Origin of the sequence: Solwaraspora sp. WMMA2059, from assembly GCF_027497315.1 — a bacterium.
Lineage (GTDB): Bacteria > Actinomycetota > Actinomycetes > Mycobacteriales > Micromonosporaceae > Micromonospora_E.
In genome coordinates, this window is the sequence record NZ_CP114908.1 from 5,924,092 (window position 1) to 5,943,820 (window position 19,729).

The window sequence follows — 19,729 nt, forward strand, 5'->3', positions numbered from 1 at the left end:
ATGCTGAGCTCCGGAGTCCTGCTCGGCGGCCGCTACCGGCTCGACGAGCGCATCGCCAGCGGCGGGATGGGCGACGTGTGGCGCGGCACCGACGAGGTGCTCGGCCGTACCGTCGCGGTCAAGAGCCTGCTTCCCGCGCTGCTCGAGGAGCCCGGCTTCGCTGAGCGGTTCCGCGGCGAGGCCCGCACCATGGCCACCATCAACCATCCCGGCGTGGTCGACGTCTACGACTACGGCAGCGACAAGCACATCGCCTTCCTGGTGATGGAGTACGTCGAGGGCGACGCGCTGTCGCGCACCCTGTCCCGGGTCGGGCGGCTCACCCCGGCCCGCACCATGGCGCTGATCGCCCAGGCCGCCGACGCGCTGCACGCGGCCCACGAAAAGGGCATCGTGCACCGCGACGTCAAGCCGGGCAACCTGCTGGTACGACCCAACGGCACGCTGGTGCTGACCGACTTCGGCATCGCCCGCTCAGAGATCGTCGGCCAGTTGACCGCCGCCGGCTCGGTGCTCGGCACCGCCTCGTACATCTCCCCCGAGCAGGCGTCCGGCGCGGTCGCGACGCCGGCTTCCGACGTGTACGCGCTCGGCGTGGTCGCCTACCAGTGTCTGTCCGGTCGGCGGCCGTTTGAGGGCGACAATCCGCTGGAAATCGCCATGAAGCACGTGCGGGAGGTGCCGCGCGCGCTGCCGTCGGACATCCCACCCGTGGTCCGCAGCTTCGTCGAGCGCGCGCTCGCCAAGGATCCTGCGGCGCGCTGGCAGAGCGCCGCCACGATGGCCGCCGTCTCCCGGCAGGCCGCCACCACACTCGCCGGCCAGCCCCGGCCACCGGCCGGCCCGCCCCGGCCACCACACGCCCAGCAGCACCCGGGCCAGCAGCATCCCGGCCAGCACCCGGCCGCGCCCCGGCCCACCTCGGCAGCGCCGGTTTCGCCGATGGCGTCCGGCCCCGCACCCATGTCTCCCGGGCCGATGTCTCCGGGCCCGATGTCGCCAGGGCCGATGCACCCCGGCTCGGTGCCGCCCAATCCGGTGCCGCCCGGTCAGCGGCCGCCGCCGGGGCAGCCGATGCCCGGACCACCCGGCTACCGGCCCGCCACCGCGCCGATGATGCCGGGCGGGTATCCGGCCGGCTACCATCACCCTGCCACCCCGGCGCGGCAGCCCCTGCCCGCTTCGGGTCGTCCACCCAACCCGTACGGCTACAACCGGCCACCAGCCCCGCCCCAGCGGTCCGGTGGCCTGCACCGGCAAGTGTTCACCGTCCTGGCGATCATCCTCGGAGCGTTGATCGTGTTGCTCTGCACCGGGCTGGTCGCTTACCGGATCATCGACAGCGCCAGCAATTCGGCCGCTCTGGGGCAACCCGTGGTGCGATTGGTTACGGCTGAGAACCAGATGGCAGCCGGACACGTCGAAACCAGCGTGGGACCCGTACCGTCGATGGAAGCACCCGACTTGGTCCGATCCGATGACGACCAGACGAGCGAAGGACGACAAGGACGATGACCGCGCAGGCCCGCCTGCTAGGTGGCAGGTACCAGGTCGGCGAGTTGCTCGGCTATGGCGGTATGGCCGAGGTTCACCGCGGCCGTGACCTGCGGCTCGGCCGTGACGTCGCGATCAAGATGCTGCGCACCGACCTGGCCCGGGACCGGACTTTCCAGGAACGGTTCCGGCGGGAGGCGCAGAACTCCGCGTCGCTCAACCACCCGGCGATCGTCGCGGTCTACGACACCGGCGAGGAGTACGCCGCCACCGGCGAGACGCTGCCGTTCATCGTGATGGAGTTCGTCAACGGCCGCACCCTCAAGGAGGTGCTCGCCGCCGAGGGCCGGCTGCACCCGCGTCGGGCCCTGGAATACTGCGCCGACGTCTGCGCCGCACTGGAGTTCAGCCACCGGCACGGCATCATCCACCGGGACATCAAGCCCGGCAACGTCATGCTCACCCAGACCGACCAGGTCAAGGTGATGGACTTCGGCATCGCCCGCGCACTGGCCAGCGGCGCGACCACGATGACCCAGACCTCGGCGGTGATCGGCACCGCGCAGTACCTTTCCCCGGAGCAGGCCCGGGGCGAGTCGGTGGACGCCCGGTCCGACGTCTACGCGGCCGGCTGCGTGCTGTTCGAGCTGCTCTGCGGCCATCCGCCGTTCGTCGGCGACAGCCCGGTCAGCGTCGCCTACCAGCACGTCCGGGAGGACCCTCGGGCGCCGAGCGAGATCAACCGGGACGTCACCCCGGCGATCGACGCGATCGTGTTGAAGGCGCTGGCCAAGAACCCGGTCAACCGCTACCAGAGCGCCGGCGAGATGCGGGCCGACCTGCTGCGCGCCGCCTCCGGCCGGCCGGTGCTGGCCACCCCGGTGCTGCGCGACGACGAAACCGCGGCGATGGGCGCCACCGGGCGTACCGGCTCGACCCAGCGGATCCCCGGCGGCGTCGGCGGCCCGCCGCCGAGGCGGACCTCGCCGGCGGTCATCGCCGGGCTCAGCGCGCTGGGCGTCTTCGCGGTGATCGCCCTGGCCACCGGGCTGATCTGGATGAACTCCGCCCCCGACGAGCCGGTCACCGTCGATCTGCCCAACCTCGTCGGCGCGCAGATCGAACAGGCCCAGCTGACCCTCACCGACCTGCAGCTGACAGCGGACGTCACCCCTCGCGACGACGCGAACTGTACGGTCAACACCGTCATCGAGCAGTCACCGGAGCCGGGCGCCGTCGAACCGGGCACCGAGGTGGCCCTCGTCGTCTGCTCCGGCCCGGGCAAGGTCCAGGTGCCCGACATGAAAGGCTTCACCCGCAGCGCCGCCGAGCAGCAGCTCACCGACCGAAAGCTGATCGCCGTCTTCGAGGAGGTGGACAGCTCGGCACCGAAGGACCAGGTGATCGAGGTGCCCAGCGCCGGCGAGATGGTGGAGGTGGGCAGCGAGGTCGAGGTGCACGTCTCGCTCAACAATCTGCGGGACATGCCGAACGTCGTCGGCTACACCGAAGCCCAGGCCGTCGCGACGCTTGAAAACCGCGGCTTCGACCCGCGGGTGATCGACGGGGAGGAAGTCGACCCGGCCGATGCCGGCATCGTCACCAGCCAGAGTCCGAACAACGGCGAGCACCGGGTCAACTCCCGGGTGGAGATCGTCGTCTCCCAGCCCCGGCAGGAGGTGGAGCCGTCGCCGGACCCGACCGGCAGCCCGTCGCCGACCGGCTCACCCCCGACGACCAGCCCGCCACCGGGCGACGGTGACGGCGAGGGCGGTGGTGGTGGCTCCAGCACCCCAGGCAGCGGAGTGAGCGGCCTGCTGCCCACCGCGCCTGTCTCCCGGCTGTTCGACTGAGTCGCGGCCCGCGGTCCTAGCGGCCGGGCCTGCGCTCAGGCCGACACGAACGCGGCTCGCCGCCGGGTCTCCACCTCGGCGGCGAGTCGCGGTGCCCGCTGCCGGGCCTGCGGCAGACCGCAGCCGGCCAGCCAGTTGGCCAGCATCAGATGGCCGCCCTCGGTGAGCACCGACTCGGGGTGGAACTGCACCCCCTCGACCGGCAGGCTCCGGTGCCGCATCGCCATCACCACCCCGGACGCGGTACGCCCGGTGACCTCGATCTCGGCCGGCAGACCGTCCTCGCGTACCGCGAGAGAGTGGTAGCGGGTGGCGGTGAACGGATCCGGCAGCCCGGCCAGCACCCCGACGCCCCGATGCTCGACGAGCGAGGTCTTGCCGTGCAGCAGCTCGGGAGCACGCTCGACGACCCCGCCGAACGCGGCACCGATCGCCTGGTGACCGAGGCAGACGCCGAGGATCGGCAGTTGTCCGGCGTACCGCTCGATGACCTCCAGGCAGATGCCGGCGCTGTCCGGGGCACCCGGACCGGGGGAGAGCAGCACACCGGCCGCGCCGAGCCGGCCGACCTCGTCGACGGAGATCTCGTCGTTGCGCCGGACGTCGCAGTCGGCGCCCAGCTGGCCGAGGTACTGCACCAGGTTGAACACGAACGAGTCGTAGTTGTCGATCACCAGTACGCGCACGCGGACACCTGACTCTAGTCGCCGTTCTCATCGGGTACGGGGTTGTTCGTCTCGGTGTCGTACGGCAGCTCGTAGTCGTCGGCGCCGCCACCGTCCGGATCGCCGCCGTCGCCGCCGTCGGCCGGACCGCCGTCGCCGGGGTCGGTGCCGCCGCCGTCCTCGGTCACCTGGACGTCGTCGAACGGCAGCAGCGGCTCCGCCCACGGGAAGACCACGTACCAGAGCAGGACGACCGTCAGTCCGGCGAGCAGCGCCGAACCGATCAGCTTGCCGGGCGTGCCGAACGGGAGCTTGCGCCAGATCCAGGCGTACATGGCTCAGCCGCCGAGTTCCGCCGGTCGGCCATCGGCCTTGGGCTGACTGCGGACCAGCGCCGCGTGCACGATCAGCCGCTGGTAGTTGTCGAACTTCGGGTGGCAGGTGGTCAGGGTCAGCATCGCCTCGGTCGGCTGCGCCCGACGGTCGCCGGGTACTGCGGCGACCACTTCGGTCTGGTTGGGCAGCACGATGTGGTTGCGGGTGACCGCGTACACGTGCCAGGTGTCCCGGTCCTCGACGACGATCGTGTCGCCGTCGCCCAGCTCGTCCAGCCGCCAGAAGGTGGCCCGGTTGCGGTGCCCGGCCACCGAGAAGTTGCCGACCTCCCCAGGGCCGGCGCTGTCCGGGTAGTGACCCGGCGCGTACCGGATGTCGTCCTGGCCGACGCCCTCGACGACGATCCAGTTCTTGTCCAGCTTCGGGATGTAGAGCCCGGCGACCGGGGTGCCCTGCACCTGGATGGTGGGGGACGCCTCGGGCTCGGGTGTCGGGCCGTCGCTGACCACCGGCTCGGGCACCTCGGCCCACTGCTGGGCGAGCTGGTCGCTGAGCTCGTCCTGATGGGCGTTGACGATGACCGACTTGCCCCAGATCTCGTAGCCGGCGAAGAGCAGTACCACGATGCCGAAGGTGATCAGCAGCTCCCCGGTGACCCGGGCGGTGGTGCGCAGCGCGGTCCAGATGGTCGGTCTGGTCAGTTCGGAGTACACGCTCTTGTAACCGCTGTCGGTGCGCTCCGGTCGCAACTTGACCACCCGCTCACCGCGACGGGGGGCGGCACCGTCGCGCTCGCCGGGGCCGGGATCCCGCCCGCTGCCGGCCGGTGACTCGCCGTTCGGCGGCGGCTGGTAGCTGCTGATCACGACCGGCAGCACCGTGGTGGACGCGGCCGGCTCGGCCGGGTAGGCGGGGATGACGGCCGTGCGGGCAGCATCGTCGCGCTCCGGCGGCCGGGGGCGCTGGTACTGGGCCAGTTGCTGCGGCGAGTAGCCGGGCGGGTGCTGATGTGCCGGGGGTGTCGGGCCCGGGGCCGTTGCCGGGTTCGGCCCGGTGAAGCGGGGAAGCACCGTGGTCGAGTCGTCGGTGTGGTATGTGCGGTGCCGGCCCGAGTCGTGCGGTTGGTCGGGATGGCCGGGCGCCTCTGGATGGCCGGGCACCCCGGGCCGGGTCATCGCGCCGACTCCGCAACGGTGGTGTGCCGCAGCGCTGCCGAGCCGTCGAACGCCGGCACGGTCAGCTCGGCTTCGACGGTCTCCTGGTAGCCCAGCTGGAAGTGGGTCACGGCGTCCCTGAACAACTGCACCCCTTCGGAGTCGGCCAGCGCCTGCTGCAGGGCGCTGGGGTCACCGATCGCGGCGATCCGAAATGGGGGCGAGTAGACCCCGCCGTGCAACAACAGCGTGTTCCCGACACAGCGTACCGCGCTGGTCGCCAACACCCGTACATCCATGATTGACATCGCTTCGGCGCCGCCGGCCCACAGTGCGTTGACCACTGCCTGTACGTCGCTCTGGTGCACCACCAGGTCGTCGTTGCTGGCACCGTCCGGCAGGTCGGTCAGCCGCGGCGCGTCGTCGAGTTCGATGATGACGCCTGGGCCGGCCAGCGCGGTGAAGCCGGCCGCTGACCGGTTCGCGTCGATCCGGGCCTGCTGCCGCGCGATCGGCTCGTCCGACCCGGCGACCAGCTCCGTCTGCTGGTCGACCTGGTCGCGCAGTTGGGCGGCTCGTTCCTCGGCGGCGGCCAGCTGGGTACGTCGGTCGTCGATCAGCTGCGCGAGTTGTGGTCGACGGTCCTCCCGCAGGCTGGTGCCGCTGGCGGTGGTGGCGGTCGTGGTGAACAGCAGGCCGGCGAGCAGCGCGATCAGCGGTACGCCGGCGGACCAGCCGGGCTGCTCCGCGCCGCGCCGGCGACGCAGCAGCCCGCGAACGGCACGCCGGACCACGTCCCGCCAGGACGCGCTGCCGGAGGTGTACTCCATCTCGCCCCCTCTCCGCCTGCCGGCCATCGACAAGTGTCCGCATAATGGACCACCTGGGCGGTCTATCGCACCTGGTGGACCTGGTTGTGCCCAAATGTCGCTGCTGCCGTGCTGCGGCCCGTGGCCGGATCGCGGCAACTTGACTACGCTAGCTCTTGAACATTATTGGCCATGGACCGTCGCCGCTGCGTCCGGTTGCCGGGCCGGATGATAGCCACCAGGAGAGCGTCGTGCCCAAGTCGCAGGTTCGCAAGAAGAAGGTCTACACCCCGCCGACCGACGTCCGCCCGACCCAGACGGCTGCCACCCGCAAGCCGAGTCCGGTCTGGTTGCCGATCAGCGCCGTCTCGTTGATCGTCTTCGGCATCGGCTGGCTGGTCGTCTACTACCTGTCGGAGACCGCCTACCCGGTCGCCTCCTGGGGCTACTGGAACCTGGCGATCGGGTTCGGCGCCATGGTGAGTTCGCTGATCCTGCTCTCCCGCTGGCGCTGACCCGGTTCACAGTCGGTCCGCAGCCGGCCCGCCAGTGCCGCCCAAGGTCGGTCGGTGTCCCCGAGGACGCCGGCCGACCTGCTGTTTTATCGAGGGCCGGGCGGCGGCGCGGCGGCGACGCTGCCATAGGGTGGCGAGTACCGGGCGCCGGTCCGGTGCGACGCTCGTCACATTACCCATGGGTAACCTGGCGGTAGGCTGAAGCTCCGTGACCGGCCTTCCGGTCACTCTGCCGCTCGTCCAGCACACCGGGAGGCCAACGAATGGGTACGGTCCAGATCGTCACCACGGTCGTCGCCGCCATCGTCACCGCCGTCGCGGTGGTGCTCGCCGGCCGGGCGGTCTGGCAGTTCGTCTCGATCATCCGACTCGGCAAGGCCGACCCGCACCGCACCGGTGACCCGGCCACCCGGGCGAAGGTGATGCTGAGCGAAACCCTCGGCCACACCCGGATGCTCAAATGGAGCGTCGTCGGGGCGGCCCACTGGTTCGTCATGGTCGCCTTCATCGTGCTCTCCATCCTCGTACTGGAGGCGTACTTCGAGGTGGTCGACGCCGGCGGCGGCATTCCGGTGATCGGCGGTTGGCTGCTGTACGGGCTGGTCACCGAGCTCATCTCGATCCTCGGCATGGCGGGTATCGGCGTGCTGATCGGGATCCGGCTGGCGAACCGGCCGACCCGCGCCGGCGGCCGGTCACGGTTCACCGGCTCGACGATGTGGCAGGGCTACTTCGTCGAAGCCGTCGTGCTCGCCGTACTGATCTGCGGCTTCTTGATCCGTGGCTTCCGGGTGGCCACCGACCACTTCGACTTCCCGGTCTGGGCCACCCCGGTGAGCCACGCGCTCGGTGCCGTCCTGCCCGCCTCCGAATCGGCGATCAGCATCACCGCCCTGATCAAGATTCTCATCTCGATGACCTGGCTGATCGTCATCGCGCTGACGCTGACCATGGGGGTGGCCTGGCACCGGTTCGCCGCCTTCTTCAACATCTACTTCAAGCGGGACCCCGGCCGGCCCAACTCCGGCCTCGGCGCGCTGCGGCCGATGATGAGCGACGGCAAGCCGCTCGACTTCGAAGAGGCCGACCCGGAGTCGGACCAGTTCGGCGTCGCTCAGGTCGAACAGTTCAGCTGGAAGGGCCTGCTCGACTTCACCACCTGTACGGAGTGTGGCCGCTGCCAGTCGCAGTGCCCGGCCTGGAACACCGGCAAGCCGCTGTCGCCGAAGCTGCTCGTGCTGTCGCTGCGCGACCACGCCTACGCCAAGGCGCCGTACCTGCTCGCCGGCGGCGGAAAGGATCTCACCGGCGAGGAGAAGGGCACGGCCGAACAACTCGCCAAGGTCGACGCCCTGGCGCTGGCCGAGGCCGACCGCCCGCTGATCGGCGGCGCCGACGACGGCGGCGTCATCGACCCGGACGTGCTCTGGTCGTGCACCACCTGCGGGGCCTGCGTGGAGCAGTGCCCGGTGGACATCGAACACGTCGACCACATCGTCGACATGCGCCGCTACCAGGTGCTGATCGAGTCGAGCTTCCCCAGCGAGGCCGGCGTGATGCTGCGTAACCTGGAGAACAAGGGCAACCCGTGGGGTGCTCCACCGAACACCCGGGAGGACTGGACCAAGGGGCTCGACTTCGCGGTGCCCCGGGTCGGCGAGGTGGACGACTTCGAGTACCTGTTCTGGGTCGGCTGCGCCGGCGCGTTCGAGGACCGGGCCAAGAAGACCACCCGCGCGGTGGCGACCCTGCTGCACGAAGCCGGCGTCGACTTCGCCATCCTCGGCGAGGGCGAGACCTGCACCGGCGACCCGGCACGGCGGATCGGCAACGAGTTCGTCTTCCAGATGCTGGCCCAGCAGAACGTCGAGACCATCAACGAGGCGTTCGGCGACCGGGAGCCGGCGAGACGCAAGATCGTCGCGACCTGCCCGCACTGCTTCAACACCCTCGGCAACGAGTACGGCCAGCTCGGCGGCCACTTCGACGTCGTACACCACACCCAACTGCTGGCCCACCTGGTCACCGCCGGCAAGCTCACCCCGGTCACCCCGGTCGACGGTGGGTTGACCTACCACGACCCGTGCTACCTGGGCCGGCACAACCGGGTGTTCAGCCCGCCCCGGGAAGTGCTCGGTGCCGCGTTGACCGCAGGCGCCGGGGCGGGCGGCGACGCGGCCCAGCTGCGGGAGATGCCGCGCAACTCGGAACGCTCGTTCTGCTGCGGCGCCGGCGGGGCGAGGATGTGGATGGAGGAGCGGATCGGCAAACGGGTCAACGTCGACCGGGTCGAGGAGGCGCTCTCCACCGGTGCCCAGACCATCGCGGTCGGTTGCCCCTTCTGCTACACCATGCTCGGCGACGGGGTCACCGGCAAGCAGTCCAGCGGCGCGGCGGACGAGAACGTCGAGGTCGTCGATGTGGCGACGGTGCTGCTCAGGTCGGTCAAGCCGGCGGTAGCATCGTCGGCGTCATCGTCGGCCGAGGAGTAGGGAGAAGCGGGTGCTGGGTTGGGCCCGCGAGTTCCTCTCCCAGCCCTGGCCGTTCCTCACCCTCGCGGCGCTGGCCGGCGTGAGCCTGCTGGCGCACCGGCCGCTCGCCGTACGGCTCGGCTGGGCACGCTGGCCGACGCTCGGGATGCTTCTCGGCGCTGCCGCGATCGCCGCGCTCACCCTGCCACCGGCACCGACCGGGTCCGGCGTACCGCTCGCCCCCGGGGTCTCCGTTTCCGGCCCGGACGGGGAGGTCTTCGCCGCGTGCCTCCGGTCGCTCACCGATCCGGCGGTGCTGTGGTCCGGGCTGGTCACCGTCGACTCGCTCGGCGAACGGGTCGGCAACGTGGCGATGTTCGTACCACTGGCGTTCTGCACGGTGCTGGCGGTCCGCCGGCCAGCGCTGGCCACCGGGCTGCTCCTGCTGGCCCCGGTGGTCGTCGAAGTAGGCCAGGCGGTGCTCGGCGTCGGCCGTGAGTGTGTCGGCTACGACTGGGTCAACAACGCGACCGGGGTGCTGATCGGGGCGGTCGGCGGCGGCGTGGTCCGGTTGCTGTGGCGGCGGTTCGCGCCGTCACCTACCAAGGTCAGCTAGCTGCCAGTCGCGACGTCGGTGGCGGTGAAGACGCTGCGGGCGACCGTTGCCCGGTACCCGGCGACGACGTCGGTGGTCGCAGCGATCGGCCAGGCTGCCGGCCCGAGCACTGCGGGCGGCCGGCGCCGCGCGTCCAAAGGTGGTGCAGCACCGACGTCCGGCACGTCGAGTGCGTTCAGCAGGCAGGCCAACGCGGCGGTACGTGGTCCGACCGGTCCGGCGCCGCGCTCGGCGGCGGCCAGCCGTCGCCGGGTCTCCGTCTCGGCGGGCGGTTCGCCGCCGTCCGGCGGAGCGAACTTGGTCCGGGGCAGCACCCAGAGCACCCGGTCCCGTTCCCGGCGGAGCACCCCCGAGACGACCAGCCCGTTGAGTACCTCGTCGACTACACCGTGGGACAGATCGACCACCCAGTCGCGGGTCGCGCGGCCAGGCTCGGCCAGAATCCTGGTCCGTACCCGGTCGAGCAGCTTCCGACCCGGGTCGCTGCCGGGCGCGTACCCGCTGCCGGGATCGTCGCCGGCCTGCACCCGGCCGTCCGTGTCGATCGAAATCTGCCCGCCGACGGCGAGGTCGCACAACACCGCCCCGGCGACCGCATAGTCGAGCTCGGGGGAAGCGACGGTCGCGGTCCCGGAATCGTCATAGCTGAGCAGGACCAGCTCCTCCGCGAGGCTGAGCGACGTCATCAGAGTCCTTCCGTGGATACTCCGGCGTTGCGGCCGGGGAGGAACCGGAACCCTGCGGAAGCAGGGCAGGCACGACCTCGCCTTCCTCGGCCACCACTGCCGTGGTGGGGGTCGACGCCGGCCTCGACAGCCTGTTCACCCTGTCGACCGGGGAGAAGATCCCCAACCCGAGACATGAACACCGTGACCGGCAGCGGCTGGCCCGCGCCCAGCGGAACCTCGCACGCAGGGCCAGAGGTTCGGCCAACCGGGCCAAGGCCCGGTTGGCGGTGGCCCGGGTTCATGCCCGGAGCGCCGACCGCCGCCGTGATCACCTGCACAAGTTGACCACTCGGCTCGTTCGTGAAACCCAGACGATCCTCGCGGAGGGGCTCTCCGTGACTGCCTGTGGAGGCGGTGTGAGACCTCACCAGGAGTCCTCCTCTCGGACGGGGCGGTCGTCGGTGTAGCAGGAACCCCCTGGGGCGACCCAGGGAATCTCCGTTCCTCCAGGGCGGGGAGGAAGTCAACACGCTAACCGCCCAGCCCGGTGCCTGCAGGAGAAACGGTAGCTGCGAGAGAAGCAGCGGCTGCGGGCGGCGACGAGCAGCTGCTTGCAATGAAGCAGAGACGGCAGGCGGTCTTGAACGAACGCCGCGCTTTCCAATAAGGTGATGCACCGACCGCTGCGGATGTCGGCCTCCGTACCCCCGCCCGTGAGGCCCCAGCGATCGACCATTGAAGGAGTCGCTGCCAATGGCACGTGCGCTCGCAAACTCGCACATCCATCGTCACAGTGGGTCCCCATATCGACGCGGAGAGCATCCGCGTGTACGAGTTCTTCAGCGTATCGCGTTTGCGCTGTTGCTTACCGTAACCGCACTGGTCTTCCCGGCTGTTCCGGCTCACGCCGAGCCGACGCTCGCTGAGATCGAAGCCGAGTTGGACGCCCAGTGGCTGAAACTGGAACCGGTCATCGAGCAGTACAACAAGGTGCACAGCGAGCTCAAGGCCAACGAGAAGAAGGCGGCTGCGCTCGACGAGAAGATCCGCCCGCTGTCGCTGCAGGCCAACCTGGCGGCGGACGAGATCGGTGAGGTGGCCAACCGCTATTACCGGACCGGGCCGTCGAGCGAGCTGAACGCACTCCTCCGGACCGGATCACCGACCAGCCTGGCGGATCAGCTCGTGGTGCTGGACCGGATCTCCAAGCGTCGGCAGGAAAAGATCACCGCCGTTCTGGAGACCCGCGACCGCTATCTCGCCGAACGGCAGACGCTGGACGAGTTGATCACGAAGCAGCAGGCACAGGACAAGACGCTCGCCGAGCAGCGCAAGACCATTGACGCCGAGATCAAGCGCCTGGAACGGGCGCGAAACGCCGCGTACCAGTCCACCGGCTACACCGGCGGATCTGGTGCCTCCGGCCCGTGTCCGGCGGTGTCGGTCGGTGGAGCCGCCGGGACCGCGGTACGCACCGCGTGTGCACAACTCGGCAAGCCGTACGTCTGGGGTGCCACCGGGCCGAACGCGTTCGACTGTTCCGGCCTGACCCAGTATGCCTGGGCAAGTGCCGGTGTCAGTCTCACGCATTACACCGGAACTCAGTGGAATCAGGGCAGTTCGGTCGGTCGCGCCAACGCCAGACCAGGGGATCTCGTGTTCTTCTTTAGTGATCTGCATCACGTGGGGATCTACATCGGTAATGGCCTGATGGTGCACGCTCCACGCGCAGGTCAACCCGTGCAGATGGAGAACATCGACAACATGCCGCTCGCCGGATTCAAGCGGGTCGGCTGATCGCAGCAGGTCAGCCCGCTCGCCAGGGCAATCTGAGTGACGTGCTTTGGCCAGCCGAACGTACGGTCGGACCGGTCTGAACGGGCCGGTCCGCCCAGCAAAATTCGAACGCTTGAACGGTGGCAGCCTATGCACGATGCGCAATCGTCCGCGTACTCAATGAGATAGTCTGTGTTCTCGCTTGCGTAGCGAGAACGCTGCTCTCTAACCTTGGGGATCGTCGAGTCGGGAGGACGTCAACCAACCGGGTTGACCTCGACCTGACACCACCTAATCGCCGCCTGACGGCGAGCCGGGGACCCACGGCACTCCCGGGGTGAATCCGCAGACCACCTGCGGTAGGGCGTCTCCTTTCCGCCCGAACCCGTCAGCTAACCCGGTAGGCGGTCTGGGGAGAAGGAGTCCGGTGGCTACGAGCGCCCCTCGGCGATACCTCCGGTGGTCCAGCCGCGACCATCGGCGAAGAACGCCGCACGACCCTCGACGAATACTCACCGCGTTGATCGCCGCCACCACCGGCGTCGGTCTGCTGCTGGTCGGAGCGCCGGCGCAGGCGCAGCCGACCGTCGCCGAAATCGAGTCGCAGATTGACGAGGTCTGGGCCGAGCTCGAACCGACGATCGAACGGCACAACGCCGTACGGCAGGATCTCGCCGCCAAGAAGAAGCAGGCGGACGAACTGCAGAAGAAGATCAAGCCGCTGCAGATCCAGATCGACCTGGCGATGGACCGGGTCAGCGAGTTCGCCGCGCGGTCGTACAAGGGTGGTAGCCCGTCGGTCTTCAACGCGATTCTCACCAACGGCAAGCCGACCCACCTCGCCGACCAGCTCGAGCTGCTGGACCAGTTCGCCCGCCGGCAGGCCCGTGACGTGCAGGCCGTCGTCGACCTCAGGAACGAGTACGCCGCGAAGAAGGCCCCGCTCGACGAGTTGATCGTCGAGCTGACCAGTACCGAGGCCCAGCTGGCGGCGAAGGCCAAGGAGATCGACGCCGAGGTCGACCGGTTGCAGGACCTGCGCCTGGAGGCGTACGGCTCGACCAACACCCTCGGCTCGCTGCGTCCCGCGCCCTGCCCGGCGACCTACCCCGGCGGTGCGGCCGGCAAGGCCGTCACCTTCGCCTGCGCGCAGATCGGCAAGCCGTACGTGTGGGGTTCGGCAGGACCGGGCAGCTACGACTGCTCCGGTCTCACCCTGGCCGCCTGGGGGCAGGCCGGTGTCTCACTGCCACACAACGCGGCCCGGCAGCGTCAGGTGACCGCCAATGTGAGCCGGGACCAGCTGCGCCCCGGCGACCTCATCTTCTACTACAGCGGGCTCTCCCACGTCGGCATGTACGTGGGTAACGGCTGGATCGTGCACGCCTCCCAGGCGGGCGAACCGGTGCAGATGCGCAAAATCGGTTCGAGTGTGCACAGTTACGGCAGGCCCGGCTAGACCTCACTCCTCCCCATGGCCTGGCGCGTGTCGCTGATCCCCCCGTCAAGCGGCAGCACCGGCCACCGGAAAGGCGCCCTCCCATGTCTCCCCCCGGCTTGGGAGGGCGCCTTTCGCCTGCCCGCCGCCAATGGGTCGGCTCTCCGACAGCCCAGCCGGTTCAGCTGGTCGGCCAGGTGCGCCACCGCTGCCAGGACCGGCTCGGAGTGGGCCCACGCTGCCCCTGGTACCGGGATCCGTAGACCGCCGACCCGTACGGATGCTCGGACGGCGACGAGAGCCGGAAGATGCACAACTGCCCGATCCTCATCCCGGGCCAGAGCTTGATCGGCAGGTTCGCCACGTTGGACAACTCCAGCGTCACGTGGCCGGAGAAGCCGGGGTCGATGAAGCCGGCGGTGGAGTGGGTCAACAGGCCCAGCCGACCCAGGCTCGACTTGCCCTCCAGCCGGGCGGCCAGGCCGTCGCCGAGCGAGACGACCTCGAGCGTGGAGGCAAGGACGAACTCACCGGGGTGCAGGACGAACGGGTCGCCGCTGGGCACCTCGACCTGGGACGTCAGATCGTCCTGCCGGGTGGCCGGGTCGATGTGGGTGTACAGGTGGTTGTTGAAGACCCGGAAATACCGGTCGAGCCGGACATCGATGCTCGACGGCTGGATGAGCGAGGATTCGAACGGCTCGAGGGAGAGGCCGCCGGACTTGGTCTCCGCGACGATGTCCCGGTCGGAGAGGAGCATCGTCACACGATAGCGACCGTGCGGCCGGTGTGACCGTGCGGCCGGTGTCCTGGCCGGAACGTACCCGGATCGGCGTGGCCGGGCGATCCCACTATCTCTTCGTACACATGTTCGATAGAATCACCGCATGGCAACCTGGTCCGAGTTCGCAGCCGACGAGCCCCGCCTGGCCACGGCGATCCGACTCCTCATGCAGCAGTACGGTCCCGGCCTCGGCTACCTCGCCACCGTCCGAGCCGACGGTGGTCCCCGGGTGCACCCGGTCTCCCCGGTGATCACCGACAGTGGGCTGTTCTGCTTCATCATCGACTCGCCGAAGCGGCGTGACCTGGAGCGGGACGGTCGGTACGCGCTGCACTCGTTCCCGCCGGAGGAGAGAGACGACGAGGCGTACCTGGCAGGTCGGGCGCATCCGGTCACCGATCCGGCCAAGGTGGGTCGGCTCGCCAGCGATCTCGGGGCCGTGCCGCACGTCGACTGGCGGCTGTTCGAGTTCACCGTCGACGTGGCAATGGTGGCGCAACGCGCTGGCGGCACCGGCCACTACGCGGCGGCGCCACGGCAACCAGCCGTCCAGGTCTGGCTCGACCCGACCAGCGGCAGCGTTTCCCACCCGGTGCCGACCCCGGTCGCCTGCTGACCCGCCGCGTGGCACCGGCCGACGCGTTGACGCCCTACCCGTTGACGGTCGGTCGACGGGCGCCGAGCCGTACCCCATGCTGTGCTCGGTTGGCGGCCGGGCCTGTTGCGCAGCGACCGGGCGGACCGGGTAGAGTGGGGCCGCTCGCGGGTGTAGTTCAATGGCAGAACATCAGCTTCCCAAGCTGACAGTGCGGGTTCGATTCCCGTCACCCGCTCCACATGCGGAAGACCCGCTCAGGACGTCGGTCCTGGGCTGCGGTTGGTCAGCTCTGCCACCTTTTGATCAATTCCTGGATTCCGGTCGTCAACCCGGACGCTGATCAGGTGTTCGGGGTCGTACCCGCGCTCGGCTTCTGCGACCAGTTCGCTCTCCAGCTGCGACGTGAGCGCCGTACCGTCCTTGGTCTGTCGGCTGGCTGCCAGAGCTGCCCGCCCGGGGACCCAAGATGCCTCCGCACACGTGATGCCGCAGGTGCATCCTGATGCACCTGCGGCATCAAGCTGAACAGGTAACCCCTGGACCGAGGAGGTTGCACTGCGTGCAACGACCGCCGCGCATCGTCACCGACCTTGCGGTGTGGACGACGTCGGGCCGATACCCAGCAGCGCCAGCGCGGCGACCCGGCTTTCGATCACCTGGATCCGGTCGGCCCGTTCCGTCGGGGACCAGTGGGCCTGCTGGTTGGTCACCTGCCCGGGCCACTTCCGGTATAGCAACCCCGGCTCGTCGATGAAGTGACCGTCGCTGACCGTGCTCGCGGCGAGGAGCAGCCCGGTGTCCTCGGAGGCGGGCAGCGCCAGCCAGCCGCCCAGGGCCAGCAGCAGGTCCGTACGGATGCACAGCGTCGCCGGGTGCACCGGCAGCCGGTAGGCGTCCTCCTGCCAGCACCGGTGGACCGTACCGGCGGGCAACCGGCCGCCCGGTGGATCGGTGGCCATCCGTACCGTGCGGTGGTCGCTCAGCAGATCGAGCGCCGCCGCGGTGGTCCAGCCGACCGTCGGGTCGGCGGTGAGGACCGCGATGTCGCGGGCCAGCGCGTCGGAGGTCAGCCTGTCGTCGGCATCGAGCACCTTGACCAGCGGCCCGTCTACGCGGGACAGCGCCATGGTGCGGGTGACGCCGGGGCCACCGGGGCGGTTGTGGCCGACGCTGATCCGGCGGTCCTGAGGCAGCGCGGCGGCGACCTCGCCGGTCTGCCCGTCCTCCTGCACCAGCCAGCGCCACTGCCAGCCAGGCGGCATCCGCTGCGCCCGCAGCGAGGCGTACGCGTCAGCGAGGTACGGGATGCTCGCGGGATGGACAGGAGTGACCACCGAGATGGTCTGCGGGGGCCGGCGCATCGCTCCGACTCTACTATGGGTTGTTGATCGTTGACCCAGCGTTGTGGCGCCCCGGTCTCTGGTACGAATGTGCCATGTCGGAACCGAAGGATTTGCTGGCTGTGGATGCCGACCACGCCCGACCTCGAGGGGTGGACGACGCAACGGTCGCGGCGCTCGGCGAGTTGAGCAAGGCACTGGAGACGGTGCACCGGGCCCGTGGCCACCTCTACTCCATGCACCAGCTGATCGGCGGCGCGGACGCGACCCTGGACCGGGTCGTCCAGCTGCTGCGCGGAGCCGGTCACCAGGACATGGCGGATCGGGTCGAGACGGAGCTGATTGGTCGCAACGTCCTGCCGGGCCGCTGGACGTTCCAGATCGTCGAGGAGTTCGACGACGGCTACTACGCGACCTTCCAGGCGGTCGAGCGGGCGGCCCGTGACGCGCTGGCGGGCGGCCGCCGGCACATCCACGAGGCGGAGATGAAGCAGGCCCGGCGTACCGTCGGCCGACCGGGACACGAGGCGACCCCGTAGCCGCTCTGCCCGACGAGGGCCCGACCGCCGTCCCGGCGGTTCACAGGTCTCTGCTGTGGATCAGGCTGTGGATCCGGAGTTCGTCGACGACGGCGGGCGGACAGTCGGCGACGATCACGGCGCTGCCGACGACGACCGCCCCGCGAGCTGCGGCGAGCTGCGCCATGGCCCGCAGCTGCGCGCCGCTGGTGACCCAGTCGTCGACCAGCAGGACCCGGTCGCCTGGGCCGAGGTGCCGGTCACGGACACCGAGCCGCAGCGTGCGGCCCCGGTAGTCGGGCGCCGTCGTGGTCCAGGTGGTCGCGTCTGCGATTGTCCGCTGCGGATCCTCCTTGTACGCGGGTACGACGCCGACGCCGAGCGCTGTCGCCACCAGCGGGCCGACAAGCAGCCCGGTGACCTGCGGGGTCATCACTGTGCTCGGCCGGTCCGCGTCGGCCAGGCCGGCGCTGGACAGCTCGGCGAGGGCCGGGCCGATCCCGGCGAGGATTCGGGGGTGTCGCCACCACCCGGACAGGTCGCTCACCAGATGGCTGCTGGTCGGGCCGGGGTCGTGCCAGACGAAGGTGTCGATCAGCAGCCGCCGGAGTGCAGGCGGCTGCGGCACGTCGCCGGTCGCGGTTGGGCGGGACCGGTGTGGGTGAGCGCCTGCGGCGTCGGTCACCGGTCGAGTATGCCGGGAGTCCTCGCTGGTAGATCTGCCGGGCACACTTGAACGGCACGGCCTGCCTGCGGCTGGCGGCATGGCTGGCGGTGGTCCTGCTGGTCGGTGTACTCGCGGGCGGAACGGCCATGGCGTTCGAACTGACCGCCGGTACGTCGACGACACCGCCTGCGGCGTTCACGGCCGTGCCGTCCACGGCTGCGGCGTCCACGACCACCCCGTCCACGGCGTCCGGCTCGCCGGGCCCGGACCGCTCGACCGCGTCGACCCGGGCGGCACGTGGGGCCGACCGAGCCGCCCCGACGCCGGAACCGGCCCCGACTCAGAACGGGGACCAGACCGGTGGCCAGGTGGTGGAGAGCGGCACCTGCGGTGCGTCGTACTACGCCAGCGGACAGGTCACCGCGAACGGTGAGGCGTTCGACCCTTCGGGGATGACCGCCGCGCACCGTACCCTGCCGTTCGGCACCGAGGTGCGGGTGGCCAACCCACAGACCGGTGCCTCGACCTGGCCCGTGCCGCTTTCGCGAAGATTGCGACTCTTGACCTGGGTCACCTGCAGGTGCGCTGCGAGATTCTCGGCGACTGACCGCAAGGCTGAGTTGTCACTCAGTGTCGAGCCACTGGTCAGCGGCGTGATGTGCCATTTTCAGGTTTGCCCACAGGTTGAGCAACCGCTCGCCGCCCACCCGGGGGATAGCCAGGGTGCCAAGGTTGTCCAATACTCCGGGTGGCCATTTCCGGATCAGACGACAGGCCAACTCCGTTGGGCCGCCGCCACTGATGAGTCATGCTGTTTCGCGTACCCATGCACATCATCCCGATGGGCGGCCGCCGCCCACTCAGCGCTGGTTCCCGCGTCGGCCTCGGCGCGGCCCTCGTGCTGCTCGCGCTCGTCTCCGTGGTGGAGATCGCCGACGGGGCCGGTGTCAACTACGTCGGTCTGGTCGCCGCTGCCCCGTTCCTCGCGGCGGCCTTCGCGACGTGGCGGGTGGTGCTCTCCACCGGGGTGCTGGCCACCCTGGTCGGTGGCATCTTCGCGCTGACCGGTCAGATGCTCTCGCTGGCGACCGCGGTGAACGTGGTCGGTGTCGCGTTGGCCACCGGGCTGGCGGCGGCGGTCGCGGTCATCCGGGAACGGCAGGCACAGCAGATCGCTGAGCTTTCGCGGCTGGCGTCGGTGGCCCAGCAGGCGGTGCTGCGTCCGCTCGGACCGCAGGTCGGCACGCTCGCCGTGGCGGGACGCTACATCTCCGCCACCGCCGCTGCGGACATCGGCGGTGACCTGTACGAGGCGCTCGACACGCCATACGGCGTACGCATGATCATTGGGGACGTACGGGGCAAAGGCCTGGACGCGGTCCGACTGGCCAGCATTGTCCTGGGTTCGTACCGGCACGTCGCCTATGAGCGGGCTGACCTGCGGGCCATCGTGGCGGACCTGGACCGGGCGGTGGCGCGCAGCGTGGGCGACGAGGATTTCGTCACCGCCGCCCTGGTCGAGGAGCGCGGCGGAACGCTGACCATCGTCAACTGCGGACATCCGGCTCCGTTGCTGCTGCGCCGAGGCGAGGTGATCCCGCTGGAACCGCCGGCTCCGGCGCCGCCGCTCGGGTTCATGCCGGTGGTACGTCCCCGGGTCGAACGTCTCGAGCCGGGTGACCGGTTACTGCTGTTCACCGACGGGCTGGGCGAGGCACGTCGGGACGGTGCCTTCTTCCCCACCGCGGACCGGGCCTGGCGGCTGCTGGGTCACGGCACCGTTGGCGACGGCCTGGCATCACTGGAGACGGCGTTGGTCGAGTGGGTGTACGGGCGGCTCGACGACGACATCGCCCTGGTCCTGATGGAGTACTCGGGTTCCGGGGCGGTGCCGGCCCCGTCCGTACCGAGCTGGGAGGTCGGCGCGCCCGGCGGCTGAGTGGCCGTGCCGCCCCGGCGGGACGGAGCACCCGATGACAGCTGGTGTGCCGAGCCCTGGGCGAGGTCAGGCCGGCTGGGCGATCGCG

The 19,729-nt window shown here is 70.0% G+C and carries 17 protein-coding genes, 1 tRNA gene, 2 pseudogenes and 1 riboswitch; of the genes and pseudogenes, 12 read left to right on the top strand and 8 right to left on the bottom strand.

Annotation, left to right across the window (positions count from 1 at the left end; genetic code table 11):
• A complete protein-coding gene (locus O7553_RS27280; protein ID WP_281552421.1) occupies nt 1–1,515 on the top strand; it encodes a serine/threonine protein kinase in 1,515 nt (504 codons plus the stop codon).
• Entirely contained in the window at nt 1,512–3,347 is a 1,836-nt protein-coding gene (gene pknB, locus O7553_RS27285) for a Stk1 family PASTA domain-containing Ser/Thr kinase (protein ID WP_281552422.1), read from the top strand. Before O7553_RS27280 ends, pknB begins: the two co-directional genes overlap by 4 nt.
• Nucleotides 3,348–3,382: 35 nt before the next feature.
• Here the strand turns inward: pknB and O7553_RS27290 are convergent, their stop codons facing one another.
• The 4 genes and pseudogenes from O7553_RS27290 to O7553_RS27305 form a co-directional block, all read right to left on the bottom strand.
• Nucleotides 3,383–4,033, bottom strand: a complete 651-nt coding sequence (locus O7553_RS27290) for an aminodeoxychorismate/anthranilate synthase component II (protein WP_281552423.1) — start codon at nt 4,031–4,033, stop codon at nt 3,383–3,385.
• Between the two features lie 14 nt (nt 4,034–4,047).
• On the bottom strand, nt 4,048–4,347 hold the full coding sequence (locus O7553_RS27295) for a hypothetical protein (RefSeq protein WP_281552424.1): 300 nt from the start codon (nt 4,345–4,347) through the stop codon (nt 4,048–4,050).
• 3 nt (nt 4,348–4,350) lie between these two features.
• Nucleotides 4,351–5,262: pseudogene (locus O7553_RS27300) on the bottom strand (class E sortase); the annotation flags it as partial.
• 257 nt (nt 5,263–5,519) lie between these two features.
• The gene (locus O7553_RS27305) at nt 5,520–6,332 is read right to left on the bottom strand and encodes a DUF881 domain-containing protein (RefSeq protein ID WP_281552425.1); all 813 of its coding nucleotides are present in this window, start codon (nt 6,330–6,332) and stop codon (nt 5,520–5,522) included.
• 230 nt (nt 6,333–6,562) lie between these two features.
• Between O7553_RS27305 and O7553_RS27310 the strand changes: the two genes are divergently transcribed.
• The 3 genes from O7553_RS27310 to O7553_RS27320 all read left to right on the top strand — a co-directional run bounded on the left by O7553_RS27310 (nt 6,563) and on the right by O7553_RS27320 (nt 9,913).
• Nucleotides 6,563–6,826 carry a cell division protein CrgA gene (locus O7553_RS27310; protein WP_123606549.1) on the top strand — a complete coding sequence of 88 codons (264 nt, stop codon included), beginning with the start codon at nt 6,563–6,565 and terminating at the stop codon, nt 6,824–6,826.
• Nucleotides 6,827–7,089: 263 nt separating this feature from the next.
• Complete coding sequence (locus tag O7553_RS27315) at nt 7,090–9,318, top strand: heterodisulfide reductase-related iron-sulfur binding cluster (protein WP_281552426.1); 2,229 nt, start codon at nt 7,090–7,092, stop codon at nt 9,316–9,318.
• A gap of 10 nt (nt 9,319–9,328) precedes the next feature.
• On the top strand, nt 9,329–9,913 hold the full coding sequence (locus O7553_RS27320) for a VanZ family protein (protein ID WP_281552427.1): 585 nt from the start codon (nt 9,329–9,331) through the stop codon (nt 9,911–9,913).
• On the opposite strand, the gene O7553_RS27325 is transcribed toward O7553_RS27320, so the two are convergent.
• Entirely contained in the window at nt 9,910–10,599 is a 690-nt protein-coding gene (locus O7553_RS27325; RefSeq protein ID WP_281552428.1) for a GPP34 family phosphoprotein, read from the bottom strand. The two genes, O7553_RS27320 and O7553_RS27325, sit on opposite strands and share 4 nt — an antisense overlap.
• A gap of 735 nt (nt 10,600–11,334) precedes the next feature.
• Between O7553_RS27325 and O7553_RS27330 the strand changes: the two genes are divergently transcribed.
• The gene (locus tag O7553_RS27330; RefSeq protein WP_281552429.1) at nt 11,335–12,378 is read left to right on the top strand and encodes an NlpC/P60 family protein; all 1,044 of its coding nucleotides are present in this window, start codon (nt 11,335–11,337) and stop codon (nt 12,376–12,378) included.
• A gap of 257 nt (nt 12,379–12,635) precedes the next feature.
• Nucleotides 12,636–12,779: riboswitch (cyclic di-AMP (ydaO/yuaA leader) on the top strand.
• A gap of 98 nt (nt 12,780–12,877) precedes the next feature.
• Complete coding sequence (locus O7553_RS27335; protein ID WP_281552430.1) at nt 12,878–13,816, top strand: NlpC/P60 family protein; 939 nt, start codon at nt 12,878–12,880, stop codon at nt 13,814–13,816.
• 160 nt (nt 13,817–13,976) lie between these two features.
• On the opposite strand, the gene dcd is transcribed toward O7553_RS27335, so the two are convergent.
• Complete coding sequence (gene dcd / locus O7553_RS27340; protein ID WP_281552431.1) at nt 13,977–14,555, bottom strand: dCTP deaminase; 579 nt, start codon at nt 14,553–14,555, stop codon at nt 13,977–13,979.
• Nucleotides 14,556–14,682: 127 nt separating this feature from the next.
• Between dcd and O7553_RS27345 the strand changes: the two genes are divergently transcribed.
• Together O7553_RS27345 and O7553_RS27350 are read left to right on the top strand one after the other, a co-directional pair.
• On the top strand, nt 14,683–15,195 hold the full coding sequence (locus O7553_RS27345) for a pyridoxamine 5'-phosphate oxidase family protein (protein WP_281552432.1): 513 nt from the start codon (nt 14,683–14,685) through the stop codon (nt 15,193–15,195).
• A 146-nt stretch (nt 15,196–15,341) separates the two neighbouring features.
• Nucleotides 15,342–15,415 (top strand) — tRNA-Gly (locus O7553_RS27350).
• Nucleotides 15,416–15,758: 343 nt separating this feature from the next.
• Here the strand turns inward: O7553_RS27350 and O7553_RS27355 are convergent.
• Nucleotides 15,759–16,538 carry a glycosyltransferase family A protein gene (locus tag O7553_RS27355; protein WP_281552433.1) on the bottom strand — a complete coding sequence of 260 codons (780 nt, stop codon included), beginning with the start codon at nt 16,536–16,538 and terminating at the stop codon, nt 15,759–15,761.
• Nucleotides 16,539–16,612: 74 nt separating this feature from the next.
• Between O7553_RS27355 and O7553_RS27360 the strand changes: the two genes are divergently transcribed.
• The gene (locus tag O7553_RS27360; protein WP_281552434.1) at nt 16,613–17,056 is read left to right on the top strand and encodes a hypothetical protein; all 444 of its coding nucleotides are present in this window, start codon (nt 16,613–16,615) and stop codon (nt 17,054–17,056) included.
• Nucleotides 17,057–17,096: 40 nt separating this feature from the next.
• Here the strand turns inward: O7553_RS27360 and O7553_RS27365 are convergent, their stop codons facing one another.
• The gene (locus O7553_RS27365) at nt 17,097–17,636 is read right to left on the bottom strand and encodes a phosphoribosyltransferase family protein (RefSeq protein WP_281555776.1); all 540 of its coding nucleotides are present in this window, start codon (nt 17,634–17,636) and stop codon (nt 17,097–17,099) included.
• A gap of 212 nt (nt 17,637–17,848) precedes the next feature.
• Here O7553_RS27365 and O7553_RS30245 point away from each other — a divergent pair.
• Both O7553_RS30245 and O7553_RS27370 read left to right on the top strand, forming a co-directional pair.
• A pseudogene (locus O7553_RS30245) lies at nt 17,849–18,156 on the top strand (septal ring lytic transglycosylase RlpA family lipoprotein); the annotation flags it as partial.
• 354 nt (nt 18,157–18,510) lie between these two features.
• Nucleotides 18,511–19,641, top strand: a complete 1,131-nt coding sequence (locus tag O7553_RS27370) for a PP2C family protein-serine/threonine phosphatase (protein WP_281552435.1) — start codon at nt 18,511–18,513, stop codon at nt 19,639–19,641.
• Nucleotides 19,642–19,729 lie beyond the last annotated feature (88 nt).